The following is a 14,802-nucleotide window of genomic DNA, read 5'->3' on the forward strand; positions in this document are numbered from 1 at the left end:
TTTAGAAATTTACCTCCATATTTTGATACATGGGCATAAGCATTGCCGAATAAAGTAAAACGATAATCAGGGCCACAAAAATAAAAACCAGTGGCTGCACCAGATTCATGGTGCGGTTGACTCGGGTAAAAAAGGCTTCCCAAGTTTTTTCGGCATAGATTTCCAACTCGCTCCCCAGCTTGGACTTGACTTCCCCATACTCGATGATGAGACTCAACTCCTTTTTAAAGAAAGGATAGGTCGCTATGGTTTGAGAAAATTCGCGGCCATTTTGCAGGGCTTGAGCCAAATCTTGACCGATTTCTTTAAAGAGCTGGGAACCTTGTTCCTGCATGATCTGAAAAATCTGCGTCAGCTCCATCCCCTGTGAAATCATATTGCCCCATTCACGCGCGTAATAGGCCGTCAGATAAGTCTGGACAAAGATTCCCAGAAAGGGAATCCGTGCTAACATCGAGAAGACCCGCATCTTGGAACTTCTTTTGTAGAAAGCGAGGGCTAAAAGTAAAGATAGAGAGCAAACCAACACTAATCCCAGAAAAATTTGTGGCAGATTGCCAATGATTTGGGTGGCTATATTGCTACTATCCAGTTGGGGGAGTAGATAGTTTCTCAATCCCAGCATGATTAGCAGGAGAAATCCCAGCAAAATCAAGGGATAAGTCGCCACTTCGATTAATTTTTTCTTGACCTTGGCCAGATTGTCCAGATATTCTTCTATCTTCCCCAGACTCAGGTGAAGATTTCCATGAACCTCAGCCAGGGATAGCTGGGTCACAATAGCACTTGAAAAGCCCAAGCTGTTCATCATTTCTGAGAAAGATTTCCCCTGAGACAAGCCTTGGTGCATCTGGGCCACATAGTCCTTTTCCAGCAGCGCACTTCTGCCCAAGAAAGAAATAATTTCCACCAAGTGAAATCCACTAGAGAAGAGATTGTTAAACAGGGTGATAATTTTCTTCTGCTTAGCGGTAGCTAATTTTTTCCGTTTCAGCTTGAAGACTTGTGATATGTCCATCTTTAAGAAGCTGGTCAATCTGCTCATTCCAGCTAGTTGGCTGGTGGTCTTGATAGTTTTGGTTTGCAAAGTCAAGGATTCCTCCTCCCCCGATTAATCTCTGATAGCAGACACCTTGTAAGACAACTGCTAGTTCCTCCTCCGTCACACCCAACTCCAGAAGGCGCTCATAAACACCTCGGATACTTTTAGCATGAATGGTTGAAAAGACCGTCGCCCCTGTCAGACTGGCTCTAACCACTGCACGCGCCGTCTCACTGTCCCGAATTTCACCGATAATCAAGAGGTCTGGGCGATGTCGGAGAGACAGTTTGATCAGATTTTCATAGGTCAGTCCAATCGCCTCATTCAACTGCAACTGGAGCATGTCGTCCTGCTTGATTTCGACAGGATCTTCAATGGACATGACCTGCTGCCCCTTAAACAGAGACTTGGCTAATTCGTGCATCAAGGTCGTCTTGCCACTGCCGACTGGACCTGCAAAGAGATAGAGGCCCCGTTGCCTGTACTGCTCTCCTAACTCCGCTAGATTCTGAAACCAAAAGCGCAACTCCCTTTCCTCGTCGTGCAACAAACGAATGACCAAACTCTCATGTCCCCGATAATCTCCTACAGTTGACAAGCGTAGAGAAGACACCTTCTCTCCATGCTGGTAGTCGCAAGAGCCCAGCTGACTGCGGCGTTTTTCTCCTACATTCATACCCGCCACAAACTTGAAATGACTAATCACTGCAGCTAAAACCTCAAAATCATAGGAGTCAATGAGACACCTCTCATCACCAATTCGCATATGAAGTTCATAAGTAGCTTCCTTGGGAATGAAATAGATATCCTGAGCTCCTTTTTTCTTAGCAGTCGCAATCATTTTCTGTGCAATTTCTTGTACCATACCGCCCTCCTTATCTAACTATTCGCAAAAAAATAAAAAAAGCAACTTAAAAAGTTACTTTTCATCTCAATTTCATGCGGCAAGAACGGTGTTTTTCTTGACCTGTTTGTTTTTCGTAGCCTGGACGTAGCTTTTCATCGGGGATGACTTGCCCATCCTGTAAAAGAGCCAAAGAATGATACTGCTGCAAATACTCATCACACTCATCACACCAACGTTGGTCTGCAGGATCCCAAAAAATAGTCATCAAATCACTCCGACTCTTATAAAGAGGATTCTTCTTTTCCAGCTCAAACCAGCATGATTTATAATATTTTAGAGCATCATAGTACTTGTCAAACCGTTGACTCATGATGACATCTTCTTCCCAACCTTCCATGAACCACCAAGGCTCAAAGTCCCCATACATTTCTATAACACGATACATTTTCACTACTTCCTTTGTACCGTATATTATAACGAATTTTTCAAAACAAGGAAAGAATTTTGCTTAAGTGCCCTATCAGAGAAACTTATTAAAACCTATTTTGAGACTATCATAAAAATAGGAGTCCTTTGCCGACTCCTATTTTATCATCTTATGCTTGATAACGTTTCACACCATCTAGATAAGTAGCTACCAATTCCAAATCTTTATCTAGCACGATAAAGTCAGCATCGTAGCCTTCACGGATTTGTCCACAGACATCATCAATGTGAACAGATTTTGCTGGGTTGAAACTGGCCATCATCACTGCTTCATGTGGAGAGGCAATGTTCCAGTCAACCACATTCTTCAAACCGTCTTTGAGTTTGAGAATAGAACCTGCCAAGTTACCTGTAGATTTGAGACGAGCAGTTCCATTTGCAACGACAACTGGGAATTCTCCCAACATGTAGTCACCGTCTTCCAATCCACCAGCTGTCATACAGTCTGTGATAAGAGCAATATTTTCTGTTCCTTTTTGTTTGATAAGGATTTCGCAGGCTTTCGGATCTACGTGGTGACCGTCACAGATCAACTCTGCATAGGTATGAGGTAATTGATACATAGCTCCAACCATACCGAGTTCACGGTGAGTCAAACCACGCATCCCATTGTAGGCATGTACCCAAACACTAGCCCCAGCATCGACTGCCTTTTTAGCTTCGTCAAATGTTGCATCTGAGTGACCAAGAGCAACCGTCACACCTTCGCCCGTAACCGTACGAACAAAGTCTTCTACACCTTCACGTTCTGGCGCAAGGGCGATTTTATTGAGCAAGCCATTTGCTGCTTTTTGCCAAGCACGAAACTCATCCATACGAGGATCTTTCATGTAGGCAGGGTTTTGAGCTCCCTTGTATTTCTCTGTGAAATACGGACCTTCAAAATAGATACCCCGAATTTTCGCTCCAGTTGCTTCCTGGTAACGGGCACCGATATTTTCTGTTACTGCGAGCAATTGCTCATAAGAAGAAGTCAAAGTTGTCGGCAAGAAACTCGTTACTCCCATGCTGAGAAGCCCTTCACTCATGGTATGAAGTGTGCCTTCGATGTTATTATCCATAACATCCACACCGCCAAATCCATGAATGTGGGTATCCACAAGTCCTGGGGCAATGCTATAGCCTGTATAGTCAATGACGTCAGCACCTTCAGGAATCTCTTCTACATGTTTTCCAAACTTACCATCCACAAGTTCCAAGTAGCCGCCACGACGAACTCCGTGTGGATAGAAAAACTGATCCGCTTTAATATAATTAGGCATAATGATAACCTCCTTGATAGATTGTTTCTAGAACTTATTATGTCAATTACATTATAAACCTTTCTTTTTCATTTGTAAATGGTATAGACCTATTTTCTGGAGATATTTTAAAAGAGCTGGATTTCTCCAACTCTTTGATTTTATTTTGATTTCACAGGCAGTTCTTGAGCAGCCTTAACAGCAGCTGCAATCGTTTCTGCGTATAGCTTAGCACCTTCTTCGAGCTTGCTATTGTCATTCCCGAAGTGAACCTGGTCTGTTCCGGCCCAGATTTCAGGGTGCTCCTTAGAAACCTTGTTCCAATCAGCAATGCTCACGTAAGGAGTCTTTTCTACTAATTCTCGCGCATAAGTTGCATACTGCTCCACTGAGGTATAAGTGTCCTTGCTCTTATCTCCCTCATAAGGCGTCACCAGTATCAGATGGTGTCCTTTCGGTAGATTGCTAACGATGCTATCCAAATCATTCTTGTAGCCTTCAGGATTATTGACCCCTGTTGCAATGACAACTGTTTTTAGCAGTGCCTTGTTCTGGCTGTTAAGAAGCATAATGTCATTGGCTTGCTTGGTCGTCCGACTAACCTGAGCGTTAATATTTGCTTCAGGAAGTGCCTCTTGTAAGGCTGTATTAGCACGCAAGGCTACCGAATCTCCAATCAGACTCGTTCCCTCAGAAATTCCCAGGCGACTCAGTTCGGCTTGTTCAGCAAGAGTCTTTGTTTGTCCTATATTGGTTTGCGCTTGTTTAAAACCATTGACCATCAAGTCTGTTTCAAAGGCTCCAACCTGAGGAGATACAATAGTAATCACTAAGGCAATCACTCCAAGGATACCCACGCTAGAAGCACTGATGGATTTGATATGAGGCAGTTTGCTGATTTTCCTAATGAAAGGATTGGTCCTACCAGCAATCAATGGCTCAATAATATAAAAGGACAAGATAGCAAAGAAATAGGAAAAGATAACGGTCAGGATAACAGCTAATAGATTCCCCATTAATTGAGAAAAGATAATATAAAAAGGCCAGTGGAAGAGATAAACCGCGTAGCTAGTATCCGCTAAAAATGTAATGATTCGAGGTTCTTGTATCTCAGGCGTTTTCTCATGCAAGACACGCGCAGCAAAAATCATGACCACGGCTGCTAAGCTGGCAAGTAAGAAACCAAACAAGTAAGCGAACAGGTAGGTAAACTTAACAAAGAAAGTCAGAAGCAACAATACCAAAAGCCCTGCAGCAAACACCAGTAGATTCTGACGAAGATTCCACATTCGATCAAATTGTTTGACCAAATCAGTCGTCTGACGAACTCCCACAACTGTCGCAAGGATACTTCCTAAAAAGAAAGGATAGACATGGGTTAGACTTGAAAAGTAGACAGACGAATAGGAACTAGCCATGAGACTACCAATAAACATGGAGAAGAAGCTAAGGATGAATGCTCCCGCAGACAGGAGAAAGACGGTTCCTCTCAACTGACTACTAGATTTTGATCGTTTCGATAAGAACCAGACAGCCAAGCCCCAAAGGATGTAGTAGTGAACCTCAACAGCCAAACTCCAGTTATGAACAAAGAGGTGGGGAATGAACTGAGATTCATAGCTGCCCCCCGTAAGCATTTCATAGAAGTTGGTCACAAAGCCGAAAACTCCAGCAATCTGACCGCCAATACCTGCAACATAGTCTTGACGAACTAAGAGAGTAAAGGGCATGGTCATCAAAATCATCAAAACCACAGGTGGCACGATACGGTAAAACCGTCTCTTAAAAAAGCCCAGCAAATCAATCTGGCTTTTCTTACCAAACTCTTCCAAGAGGAGAGAGGTAATCAAGAATCCTGAAAATGTGAAAAAGACATCTACCCCGAAAAAGCCTCCAGGAAAGATGGTCTGAAAGAAGTGGTACAAGAGTACCAGTAGTAAACCTGTAATCCTAATCAAGGAAAACCATTTAATGCGCATACGAGTTTATTCTCCCTTTCGTTATACACTTTATTCTATCAAAAAAAGAAGAAAAATCCTACGAGAAAACGCAGGATTTTTTAGCTTCTATAAATTCCATTTTAGAAATTGCGGCCCGACTTATTGTAGCCATATTTTTCTACAAAATACTCGCGGAATTCCAAGAGATTGTCGTCCATGATGGCTTGTCGAACCTGCTTCATGAGGTTGAGCAAGAAGTAGAGATTATGGTAGCTAGTCAAGCGGATGCCAAAGGTTTCGTCAGCCTTGAGCAAGTGACGAAGGTAGGCTCGTGTGTAGTTCTTGCATGTGTAGCAATCACACTCAGGATCCAGTGGCGTAAAGTCTTCAGCGAATTGGGCATTCTTGACAACCAAACGCCCTTGGCTAGTCATACAAGTTCCGTTACGAGCGATACGAGTCGGCAAGACACAGTCAAACATATCCACACCACGAATAACCCCATCAATCAAGCTATCTGGCGCTCCCACACCCATCAAATAGCGAGGTTTATTTTCTGGGAGAAGTTGGGTTGTGAAGTCCAAGACTGCATTCATTTCCTCATGCGTTTCTCCCACTGCCAAACCACCGATAGAGTAGCCAGGAAAATCCATGCTGACAAGGTCATGAGCTGACTGACGGCGAAGGTCTTCAAATCCTGCCCCCTGCACAATTCCAAACAAACCTTGATCCTGTGGACGACGGTGAGCCTTCAAACCACGCTCAGCCCAACGACTGGTACGCTCGATGGATTTCTTAACGTAGTCGTATGGTTGGTAAAACTGAGGACATTCATCAAAAGACATCATGATGTCTGAGCCCAGATTATTCTGGATGGAGATAGCTTTTTCTGGTGATAGGAACATCTTGGAACCATTGAGATGGTTTTTAAAGGTTACTCCTTCTTCGGTGATATTACGGCTATCTGCTAGGGAATAAACCTGGAAACCACCACTATCCGTCAAGATGGGCTGGTCCCAGTTCATGAACTTGTGGAGACCTCCTGCGCGTGCGATGAGTTCATCTCCAGGGCGAAGCCACAAGTGATAGGTGTTTGACAGGATAATTCCTGAACCCATTTCCTTCAACTCCTCTGGTGACTGAGTCTTGACCGTAGCTTGGGTCCCAACTGGCATAAACATAGGCGTCGGGAAGGTGCCGTGTGGAGTGATGATTTCTCCCAGACGAGCTCCTGTGTGTTTTTCTTTCTTAATCAAACGGTATTTGATTGGTGAATCTGACATTTTCTACCTCCGAAGCTGGGAAAAACAGTCCCAGTTCATACTTTGCGCCCAAAGGCATACTGTATGATTTTATCAAAAAAAGCTGGAACTGTCACGAACTATGGTATAATGAGAGAATGAAATACCCAAAAATTGATTTAAAAACTATTCGTCTGCAGACGAGGCAATTTCAGGCTGAAAATCCCCGCCTCCTTCTGGTCTATCTCCTTCCTAGTATGCTGGTCATCTTGTCAGGCTTTCTCAACCCCTTGGCTCGTCTCCAGGAAAGTGTTTTAGAGCAATCCTTTTTCAGCATGCTGGCGCAAGTGCTCCAAGCCTATCTCTTCCCACTAGTGGTTTCTTTTATGAGCACGATTTTTCTAGCAGGTGCTGCTTTTGCGACACTCCGACTCCTCAAGGATCCTGATACGGAACTCTCAGTAAAATCAAGCCTGGCCCTTTTTGCTGAAGAGCGCTTCTCGCAGACCTTCCTAACTCTGCTCCTCAAACGTTTCTACCTTTTTTTATGGAGCATTCCAAACTTAGTAGGCGTTTATTTCCTCTTTTATAGCAATCTCTTGGCTCGGAGATTTGTCGCCCTACATCCTGAATTTCCAAAATTAGATCTCTCGTCGCTTGAAACCGAGCAATTCCTTATGACTTTTGGACTCTACTTTTTCGCGAGTCTCATCTTGATGATTGTAGGAAATGTCCTCTATATCCCGCAACATTACGCCTACTCGCAGGTAGAATTCCTCCTCTGCGATACTCTATATTTAGGACAGGCTAAACCAAGTCAAATCCTGAAAACCAGTCGATTCTTGGTGAAAGGGTACAAATTCCAGCGCTTTGTCCTAGACTTACAACTACTTCCTTGGTACTTCCTCAACTGGATCACTTTTGGAATTGCTAGTTTTTCAATCCTTCCCTATATCCAAAATAATCACATTTTCTTTTACAGAGCCCTACTAGCCCGTAAACGTCGAAATGGATAAGAGTCTAAAAAAGCAACATACTCAGCAGAGTCAAAATAGCAGGCCCACCTTGCTTCAGAATAATCTTCTTATTATCCTGAAGAATTTACACACAAAAAAGAAGCGGGAACTCATCAGTTCCCAACTTCCATTTTAATGATTAGTTCATTGAAACGTGAACATGGTCATAGTGGTTTTCGGTTACGCTACCACGGTCTGGCATTGGATTCCACGTGTAGGCTGGTCCATATTTACTATCATATGGAGCGTAGAAACGTTGTTTCCAAATGATATAGTTGATACCACGGCTAGCCATATTTTTGACTGCATATTCTGCAATTTGATCTCCGAGTGCTGAACTCACTGGAACCATAAAGTCGATGGCCAAACCTTTACCGTGGTCCCCACTGTCACCAGGACGGTAGCCACTAAAAGATGTAATCCCAAACAAGTTAGCGATTTCTTCTTTAAAGGCTGCAGTTTGTGGTTGAAGACCAGCATTCTCAGACTTAGCTACAGCAAGTCCTGCATAGTCAGGAGCCGCTGGAGCTGAATAAGTTCTTGAAGGAGTTTGGCTTTGCTCTGCTTGATAAGTCGAAGTTGCAGTGTCAGAAGTTGCTGTTGATGCTGCTGTTTCTTCTGTTGCACTTGTTCCTCTTGTATCAGCAGGCGTTTCAGTTGCTGGCGCAGCTGCTACCGTTTCTTCGGTTGCTGTAGTCGCCGCTTGAGGAGCTTCTTCAACTGGGCTAGGGCTAGTGGTTTCAGTTGTTGCTGCTGTTTCTTCTGCCACAGGTGTTTCTGTAGATGGTGTCTCTTCAGCAACTGTCGCTGTCTCAGAAACTTCTGAACTTGGCGCTACTTCTGCTGGTTTTTCAGTCTCTGTTGCAGTTGGAGCTTCCTTAATTGGTTGAGAAAGGTCTTCCACTTGAACTGTTTGCTCATCGACTGTCACTTGGTTGGTTGTCAAATCAGCTGTTGCAGTCGTCACTTCTTCACTAGCATCTGTTTGAGGAGTTTGGATTTCAACTTCCGTTACTTCTTCTGCCTCATTGACAGTTGTAGTGAGGACAGTATCTGGGAAAATCAAGTCCATATTGGTGATCTTGTTCAAATTAGCAAGAACCGTCACATCAACTCCCAAAGCTTCTGCAATCGTGCTCAGGGTATCACCATACTGAACTGTATAGCTGTTTTTGTTCTCGTTTTTCGTCACGTCATTTTGGATTTGCTCAACGGTACGAGCCGTCCATGCAATTTCTTCCGCTTGAGTTGCCAATGCTGGCGCAAAAGACAAGGCTACTGTTGAAGCTAAAATAATTCTTTTCTTCATTCTTTCACATTCCTTTCAAATGAGTATCTGTCTATCATAACACAAAAAAAGCAGAAAAAAAGCCCTCTCGGGCCTATTTAACAGAACTGTCTATTCCTTGTAACAAACGCGATTACTTGAAATAGTTTGTTAGGTTTCTGTCACAGAACTGACACAATCTTCTCATCACTTATCCTCAAAAATATAAGGAATGTCTGCTAGTACTTGAATCCTCTGATTCCCTTCATAGGACAATTCTAAAAAGTTAATGCTTTGAATGCCGCTATTCTGAGCGAATTCCACATCCAAAGTCCGGTCCCCTATATAATAGGTAGTCCTAGGATCCAACTCATATTTGTCTAGCAGATATGTCGCCGCTTCTGGACTGGGCTTGCGCGCAAAACCACTTTGACTGGTTAAAATCTCTGTGAAATAGGATTCCAACCCCAAGTCTCTTAAAATAGTAAGCGCATTGTCCCCCTTATGAGTATAGACAAACTGCTGAATCCCTGCTTTGTCTGCCCAAGCTAGCACTTCACGCGCACCTGGCATCAAAACTACCTGGGCATTTTTCTCAGACAAGCTCTGTGCACGTATCTGATTAAGTACTTCCGCATCCAGCTTTCGCTCTTCTGCCACCTGCTCCAGTAAATCCTGCACCGAATACTTGAGGATAAACTCTCTCACTTTCTCCTTATCATAAGGAATAGAAAACTGAGCAAAGGTCTCCTCAATCCCTGATAAAATCGCTTCGTAAGAGTCCAATAAGGTTCCGTCTAAATCCCAAATAAAAGCTGTTCTTTGCATTTTCTATCCTTTCAAACTCATATAACGCTGATAACGGTGGCGTAGAAATAACCAACGGAAACCATTATCCAAAAGAGTCCCTGCCCAAATACCAGGCAAGCCCCAACCAAGCACAATTCCCATCAGATAGGCTGTCCCAATGCGGATACACCACATCCCGATACTTGTCGCATAAAAGGGAAGGCGAGCATTTCCCAATCCCTGCCAAACCGCCGTATAAATAACTGTCCCTGTCGCCATGGGAGTCCCTAGTAGTGAGAAAAGTGCCACCAAAACGCTAGCTTCAACCGCAACAGGATCCGTCGTATAGAGATGTGTCAGTGGTGTCCCCAAGGCATAGATGCTAAGTGTTAAGGGCAACATAAGGACGAAAGAAAGCCAAAAAGTTTGTTTGCTTACCTCGTCTACTCTTTTCCAATTATCCTCTCCAACTGCTCGAGCTACCAGCATGACCGTTGCCGTAGCGACGCCAAAGGCAGGCATGTAGTTAAACTGGGTCAAGACTTCTCCGACCGCATTTCCCGCCACTGCCTCCGTTCCAAAAGAAACAACCAAGGCAATGATGACAACATCCCCAGCTCTCATCATGAGACGTTCTCCTGCCGCTGGCAAAGCCAAGGTCAATAGTTCCTTATCTAGACCAAAAGATGGCTTCTCATAAGGCAGTTTTAATTGCGACCATAAAATCACAAGACCAACCAAGCGAGACAAGATAGTCCCCCAAGCAACACCCGCTATCCCCATATCAAGGATAAAAATAGCTAGACTTGAAAAGAGAATATTCAAGGCATTGGATAAAAAACTAACATAGAGGGGTAGACGCGGATTATGCGTTGCACGAATCAAGGCACCTAGACTCGTCATCAAGCCCAAAAGAACAATCGAACCACCCACTAAAGAAAGGTAGAGTCCCCCACTTTCAGCCACAGCCTGCTCAGTTCCCAAAAGACCTATCATCTCTTGCCCAGCAAAGATAGACAAGGCCCCTAAAAGCAAACTTAGTAGCAAGGTGATCTTCAGCGCTTCAGTCACATGATAAGCTAGCTTGGACTGGTCTTTCTGCCCCATGCTTTTTGAAATAACACTGGAAATAGCAGCCCCCAAAGCGATGAAAATGGCCTGGTAAATCGTGATAATATTGCCAGCCACTGAAACACCCGAAATAGCGATCAAGCCCAAGTGGGCAACCAAGTAGCTGTCCACCATGCCCATGAGCATCTGCAAAAAGTTTTCACCCATAGCGGGCAAGGCAATGTTGAGAATGTCTTTATTTTTTCTAAACAATCTGTCCTCCTGATGAAAAGAAACTCAGTTGTTTCCCAACCGAGTTTACTCCCTCTGTTTTAAAGTCCTAGATAAGCCTCAACCGCTGCTTGCATGTCAGCAGCTGCCACTGTTGTTTTATGACGAACTGGAGCTGTTTCAAGGCCATCAACCGCTGGTGGCACTGCCACTCCTGAAATGTCATGTAATTGAGCCAAGGCTTCAAAGTCAGTTAAGCCTGCTTTTCCTGTTACCGCTTCTACGGCAACCACTGGGAACTTGTATGGACTAGCTGTTGAAGCAATCACGGTCTTGGTTACATCACCAGTAGCCATTTGGTATTTTTTATAAACAGCTGAGGCAACCGCCGTATGTGGATCCTCGATATAGGAATCTGACTCATAAACACGTTTGATTTCTGCCGAAGTTTCTTCCTCAGTCGCATATTCAGCTGCAAAGATGTCAAGAATCTCTGTATCAAAATCAGTCAACTCATATTGTCCTTGCGTGTTCAAGGCATTCATGAGTTCAGCTGTCTTAACCGCATCATTCCCCAAAAGATGGAAAATTAAACGCTCCAAGTTTGAAGATACCAAGATATCCATAGATGGACTGGTTGTTACTTTAAACTCACGTTTCTTGTCGTAAATACGTGTTTTAAAGAAGTCAGTTAAAACATTGTTGTCATTTGAAGCACAGATCAATTTGCCAACTGGCAGACCAATTTGCTTGGCATAAAAGGCAGCCAAGATATTTCCAAAGTTCCCTGTTGGTACTGTGAAGTTGACCTTTTCACCAACCACAATCTCACCAGACTTAACCAACTGGGCATAGGCATAGACATAATAAACAACCTGTGGTACCAAACGACCAATGTTCATAGAGTTAGCTGATGAAAATTGTAGTTTATTGACTGCTAATTTTTCACGGAGAGCTACATCGTTAAACATATGTTTCACGTTTGTTTGCGCATCATCAAAGTTTCCATCGATAGCAATAACATGAGTATTGTCGCCAGTCTGAGTAGTCATTTGTAACTCTTGTACCTTGCTGACACCATCCTTTGGATAAAAGACGATAATTTCAGTTCCAGGCACATCCGCAAACCCTGCCATCGCAGCTTTCCCAGTATCACCAGATGTGGCTGTCAAAATGACGATTTTGTTCTCCAAACCATGCTTTTTAGCAGCAGTCGTCATAAGGTATGGCAAGATAGACAAGGCCATATCTTTAAAGGCAATCGTTGAACCATGGAACAATTCCAAATTGTATTGCCCATCCAGTTTCACCAATGGTGCAATAGCTGGAGTATCAAACTTGCTATCGTAGGCATTGCTGATACAGTAGTCCAACTCCTCAGCTGTAAAGTCATCTAAAAATGCTGACAAAACTAACTTAGCCACTTCTTGGTAAGAAGCATCTTTCAATTTTTCAAAGTCTAAATCCATCTTTGGATAAGTAAGCGGTGTAAAGAGACCACCGTCCGTCGCCAAACCTTGCAAAATAGCTTGGCTAGCAGTTACTGTATTATTCGCATCACGCGTTGATTGATAAACTAATGTCATAATCTCTATCCTTTATCTATAGTCTCTTCCATTATATCATGATTTTTCAGAAAATTCTCCCTTTATCAGAGAAATTATAGGCCCAATTCTTCTTTCAAAGGCTGTAAATAGGTCATTTCTTGCTTACCTCTCTTCTCCAGACCTTCCTCAGCTAGAAGGAGTAAGCCTTTTGAAAACTCGACAATCGCAGTTTCTTCCTCAACTGTGAGCATTTTCTTAGAAAATTGTCGCCTCAATGACTTATAATCACGACCAAATCTGGTAAAAAATGGCGCAGATTGCAAGTAAGCTTCTAACTTATTTAAATTAAGCAACAAACCCAAATGAAAAGCCGTCGCAGCAAAGGTACGATTCAAGGGTTGCGTACAGACACTACGAAACTCGATAGTACCTCGAGTTGTCAAATCTTGGTACTGGTAACTACGGTGAGTTTGGAAGTCCTTCTCCTGAGGATAAAGAAGAATCTCTCTCCCATCAAGAGCGAAGGCGTAAATTTCCGGAGTCCCTAAATAATCTTTTGCTCGAATTGGATAAAAATAATAGGTTTCGCCATCACGTTCCGCGGTAAAGATTGCAGAATGATCTAGATAATCAAAAAAATCATTCTCGTCTTTGAAGAGTCTGGCATTAACGCCTACATTTTCAGGATAAATCCCGTGCATAGACTCTTCCCAAAAAATATCTCTCGAAATTTTGGTATCCCAATCTGCCCCAGAAAACTCAGAATTGGCAAACAAATAAGCTTTTGCAGCTTCGATCTGAGTAAATGCATTGATGACACGCAAATAGTTAGACTTTGAAACATCCAATTGAACTTGACTTCCACAGATAAAAGCACCGTATTCCGGGTAGTCGTGTAAATCCTTCCCTAGAACAGTTCTACTCAACTTCAAATAGTTCATTAACATCTGGTAGCGTGCATAAGCAACCGGTTGATTCTCATTCTTCTCCCAGTATGGATGGATTCCAGAACCAACTATAGCATGATTTGCTTCCCCAAGTTTTATCTGAATAAAATCCATGTAGTCTCTAAAACGCTCTTCAACCTCTTGGATGGAATCCGCCCTACCAAAGGCAAACTCGATAGTTGTATAGGAGACTTCGAACAAGATAGTATCTTGGCTAACTGGATCAAGTAACTGAATTGGATTTCCAAAGTCATCTACTTTTTCGATAGTAAAACCCAGTACTAATGGTAAATACCGAAAGAGATCCTTAACAACTTCAACTTCTGTAGCCTTACCCCCTAAATTTACAATAGGATATTCTAACTCAATCCCAATAAATAAATCTGGATTCTCTTTTATATTCTTTAAGTAACGTTTCTTTAGTATTTCAACAGACCGAGACATTAATCACCAAACTCTTTCATAATCAAAATAAATTGTGAATAAGTAATATTATACCAAAAATACTCTAAAAATGATTAGAGTAAGAAGAAAAAGATGATCCATCACTTATCTTTACTTAAAGAAAAAATATCAAAATCTTCACTAAATATCTTCACTAAATCAAAAAACAAGGTCCTAAAACCTTGTCTTTATTACTATACCGGCGGCCGGGGTCGAACCGGCACGTCCTTGCGGACACTGGATTTTGAGTCCAGCGCGTCTGCCAATTCCGCCACGCCGGCAAATAGTAACTGGGGTAGCTGGATTCGAACCAACGCATGAGGGAGTCAAAGTCCCTTGCCTTACCGCTTGGCTATACCCCAATAATATAAAATAGGCGAGTGATGGGGATCGAACCCACGCATGCCAGAGCCACAATCTGGTGTGTTAACCACTTCACCACACCCGCCATAATCATATTAACACGGGCAGTAGGAATTGAACCCACACTGAAGGTTTTGGAGACCTTAGTTCTACCTTTAAACTATGCCCGTAACTAAAGTAATGGAAGGGGAGGGATTCGAACCCCCGAACCCGAAGGAGCGGATTTACAGTCCGCCGCGTTTAGCCTCTTCGCTACCCTTCCAAGTTATAAATAAAATATGGCGCGAGACGGAATCGAACCGCCGACACATGGAGCTTCAATCCATTGCTCTACCAACTGAGCTACCGAGC

The 14,802-nt window shown here is 43.1% G+C and carries 12 protein-coding genes and 6 tRNA genes; 1 reads left to right on the plus strand and 17 read right to left on the minus strand.

Features of this window, described 5'->3' with window-relative positions:
* Position 1: 1 nt before the first annotated feature.
* The 6 genes from comGB to tgt all read right to left on the minus strand — a co-directional run bounded on the left by comGB (position 2) and on the right by tgt (position 6,839).
* Complete coding sequence (gene comGB, locus ACVC7S_RS08490) at positions 2-1,018, minus strand: competence type IV pilus assembly protein ComGB (protein WP_447266841.1); 1,017 nt, start codon at positions 1,016-1,018, stop codon at positions 2-4.
* Positions 966-1,907 (minus strand): competence type IV pilus ATPase ComGA, encoded by a 942-nt coding sequence (gene comGA / locus ACVC7S_RS08495; RefSeq protein ID WP_447266832.1) that lies wholly within the window; start codon positions 1,905-1,907, stop codon positions 966-968. Before comGA ends, comGB begins: the two co-directional genes overlap by 53 nt.
* 61 nt (positions 1,908-1,968) lie before the next feature.
* Positions 1,969-2,334, minus strand: a complete 366-nt coding sequence (locus ACVC7S_RS08500) for a DUF1033 family protein (protein WP_447266833.1) — start codon at positions 2,332-2,334, stop codon at positions 1,969-1,971.
* Positions 2,335-2,485: 151 nt separating this feature from the next.
* Positions 2,486-3,637 (minus strand): N-acetylglucosamine-6-phosphate deacetylase, encoded by a 1,152-nt coding sequence (gene nagA, locus ACVC7S_RS08505; RefSeq protein ID WP_129313819.1) that lies wholly within the window; start codon positions 3,635-3,637, stop codon positions 2,486-2,488.
* Positions 3,638-3,777: 140 nt separating this feature from the next.
* Positions 3,778-5,595 carry an acyltransferase family protein gene (locus ACVC7S_RS08510; RefSeq protein ID WP_447266834.1) on the minus strand — a complete coding sequence of 606 codons (1,818 nt, stop codon included), beginning with the start codon at positions 5,593-5,595 and terminating at the stop codon, positions 3,778-3,780.
* 101 nt (positions 5,596-5,696) lie between these two features.
* Entirely contained in the window at positions 5,697-6,839 is a 1,143-nt protein-coding gene (gene tgt, locus ACVC7S_RS08515; protein ID WP_001285249.1) for a tRNA guanosine(34) transglycosylase Tgt, read from the minus strand.
* 116 nt (positions 6,840-6,955) lie between these two features.
* Between tgt and ACVC7S_RS08520 the strand changes: the two genes are divergently transcribed.
* Positions 6,956-7,813, plus strand: coding sequence for a DUF975 family protein (locus ACVC7S_RS08520; protein ID WP_447266835.1), 858 nt, complete (start codon positions 6,956-6,958; stop codon positions 7,811-7,813).
* Positions 7,814-7,952: 139 nt separating this feature from the next.
* On the opposite strand, the gene ACVC7S_RS08525 is transcribed toward ACVC7S_RS08520, so the two are convergent.
* The 11 genes from ACVC7S_RS08525 to ACVC7S_RS08575 all read right to left on the minus strand — a co-directional run bounded on the left by ACVC7S_RS08525 (position 7,953) and on the right by ACVC7S_RS08575 (position 14,802).
* On the minus strand, positions 7,953-9,122 hold the full coding sequence (locus ACVC7S_RS08525; RefSeq protein ID WP_447266836.1) for a LysM peptidoglycan-binding domain-containing protein: 1,170 nt from the start codon (positions 9,120-9,122) through the stop codon (positions 7,953-7,955).
* Positions 9,123-9,287: 165 nt separating this feature from the next.
* Entirely contained in the window at positions 9,288-9,908 is a 621-nt protein-coding gene (locus ACVC7S_RS08530) for an HAD family hydrolase (RefSeq protein WP_447266837.1), read from the minus strand.
* Between the two features lie 3 nt (positions 9,909-9,911).
* Entirely contained in the window at positions 9,912-11,192 is a 1,281-nt protein-coding gene (locus tag ACVC7S_RS08535; protein ID WP_447266838.1) for an MATE family efflux transporter, read from the minus strand.
* A gap of 59 nt (positions 11,193-11,251) precedes the next feature.
* The gene (thrC, locus tag ACVC7S_RS08540; protein WP_447266839.1) at positions 11,252-12,736 is read right to left on the minus strand and encodes a threonine synthase; all 1,485 of its coding nucleotides are present in this window, start codon (positions 12,734-12,736) and stop codon (positions 11,252-11,254) included.
* 74 nt (positions 12,737-12,810) lie between these two features.
* Positions 12,811-14,088 carry a gamma-glutamylcysteine synthetase gene (locus ACVC7S_RS08545; protein ID WP_447266840.1) on the minus strand — a complete coding sequence of 426 codons (1,278 nt, stop codon included), beginning with the start codon at positions 14,086-14,088 and terminating at the stop codon, positions 12,811-12,813.
* Between the two features lie 197 nt (positions 14,089-14,285).
* Positions 14,286-14,369: transfer RNA gene (locus ACVC7S_RS08550), tRNA-Leu, on the minus strand.
* A gap of 9 nt (positions 14,370-14,378) precedes the next feature.
* A tRNA-Gln gene (locus ACVC7S_RS08555) sits at positions 14,379-14,450 on the minus strand.
* 13 nt (positions 14,451-14,463) lie between these two features.
* Positions 14,464-14,536: transfer RNA gene (locus tag ACVC7S_RS08560), tRNA-His, on the minus strand.
* 14 nt (positions 14,537-14,550) lie between these two features.
* Positions 14,551-14,621 (minus strand) — tRNA-Trp (locus ACVC7S_RS08565).
* 11 nt (positions 14,622-14,632) lie between these two features.
* Positions 14,633-14,713, minus strand: a tRNA-Tyr gene (locus ACVC7S_RS08570).
* Positions 14,714-14,730: 17 nt separating this feature from the next.
* Positions 14,731-14,802, minus strand: a tRNA-Phe gene (locus ACVC7S_RS08575).

It is taken from the genome of Streptococcus sp. Z556 (assembly GCF_053010225.1).